The 1,756-nt window shown below is 68.0% G+C and carries 1 protein-coding gene; it reads right to left on the reverse strand.

The genetic code is table 11. From position 1 onward, the window contains the following. Window positions 1–206: 206 nt before the first annotated feature. A complete protein-coding gene (locus ACZ53N_RS37235; RefSeq protein ID WP_469145117.1) occupies window positions 207–1,457 on the reverse strand; it encodes a hypothetical protein in 1,251 nt (416 codons plus the stop codon). Window positions 1,458–1,756 lie beyond the last annotated feature (299 nt).

Below are 1,756 nucleotides of genomic sequence, written 5' to 3' on the forward strand. Positions count from 1 at the left end.
GCCAACCGTCTCAACAGAGAGGTGGAGTCCTGGGCGGCCACCGCCGGCCCCGGGTTAGGTCGCCGCGAGAGCACGCCGTTCGATGCAGTGACTAGGAGCGCTACAGCGACCTGTACGAGGCCGACGTCACCGCGCTCCTGGCGGTTCCCGTCGCGGGAGTGAGCGCGTGACTGCCAGAGCCCTGCAGAACCAAAGGGGGGAAGGCGTCATGACGAGCCTTGCTTGAAGGTGGACGAGGCTGTGAGCCGGATGGCCCGGGCGCACAAGGTGGTCCCGTAGAGGTCGAGTGCATCGTCCGGGTCGTCCGTGTAGTGATCGGCTACCTGGTGGAAGTCGTGCCAGCCTCTGGCGCGGGCTGCCCGGCGGTCATCGTCTGTTCGCACAGCGGACGAGACCAGGGACTGGAGGACAGATGCGTGGTGCTGGCGTTGCTCGCACATCGCTTGCCAGTGAGGGTTGCTGTGAGGATCGGTGAGCAGTTCGTCGGGGCGCTGGGAGCGCTGCTCGCTGAGTTGGGCTCGGATGTAGGCGGCGGGGCGGGTAGGACGCCAGGTGAGGTACCAGGAGTGGAGCTCCGTGGCGATCTGTTCGGCGTTGAGCCCTTGGTCGATCAGGGGGCGCAGGGCATAGGCGAGTCTCCGGAGGGGCTCAGTTTGGGTCCAGGTGACGCGGGGGCGGACTTGGCGGGCGATCCAGATGTCCCGGGCGACTTGGGTGGCGGTGCGGTGCGTAGTACCTGAGGGTTTTGTGTGCTTGGTGGGGGTGGAGGGTTGGGGGCGGCTCGCGCGCTTGCGCGAGGTGTTGTTAAAACCACTCTCTACCTTCACTGTCCTGTCTTCCTTAACCACGGTCAGGGAAGGGGTCCACGAGGGGGTGGAGGACTGGTCGCTTTGTGGAAGGGGTGAGGGTGTGAGCTGCTGGCGGTGGTCGATGACCACGCGTGCCTGGTAGCCGGTGCCGATGCGGCGGTGGCTCATGGCGCGGTCGTATGCGGCTGGGATGACTGCGGCGTAGACGGTGGCTGTGGCGGCGTACCCGGGTAGCCCCAGCAGCCGGCGGATGTTGGTTTTGGATCCACGGGAGACCCATGCCAGGAGTCCCATCTCGCGCAGGATTTTTGCGTGTTTGGTGATGGTGCTGCGGGCCATGCCGGTGCGGGTGATGGTGCGGTCGATGGCGTAGCGGACGTGGCCGGTGTCGTAGTCCATGCGTGCCGCAAGGTCTTGGGCGAGGGCGAGTGTGGTGGGGGTGGCCTGGGGGTGGGGGCTCGTGGTGAGGGTCCACTCGACGGCGCGGAGCCAGCCCCGGGGTCCGCTGCGGCGGGATGCGGTGTGTTGGATGGTCTGAGCCTGGGCGGTAACCGGGGTGAAATGAGGGCTAGTTGAGGAGCCTGTGGTGGTTGTCGCGGGCTTGGTGATGGTGCGCTGGGTGGGGGAGCCGGTTCGGGGTTGAGGCATCACGGAACCAGCCCTCGTGGTGGCATCGATGGCCGGCTCCTGGGACGAGGGGCGCATTTTGGGTAAAACAAAACTCGGCTCGGCGGCTCAGAAGATGCAGCGGTCGAGTTCTGGGGGTGTTCAGTTAGGAGTGGTGGGGTGTGTCACCTCTGGCTGTTGTGCGGCACGTGATCCCGTGAGACTGGAAAGGTGGTGGTGTGCGGCCGGGGGGGGGGGGGGGGGGGGGGGGGGGGGGGGGGGGGGGGGGGGGGGGGGGGGGGGGGGGGGGGGGGGGGGGGGGGGGGGGGGGGGGGGGGGGG

It is taken from the genome of Streptomyces sp. NPDC033229 (genome assembly GCF_055576875.1).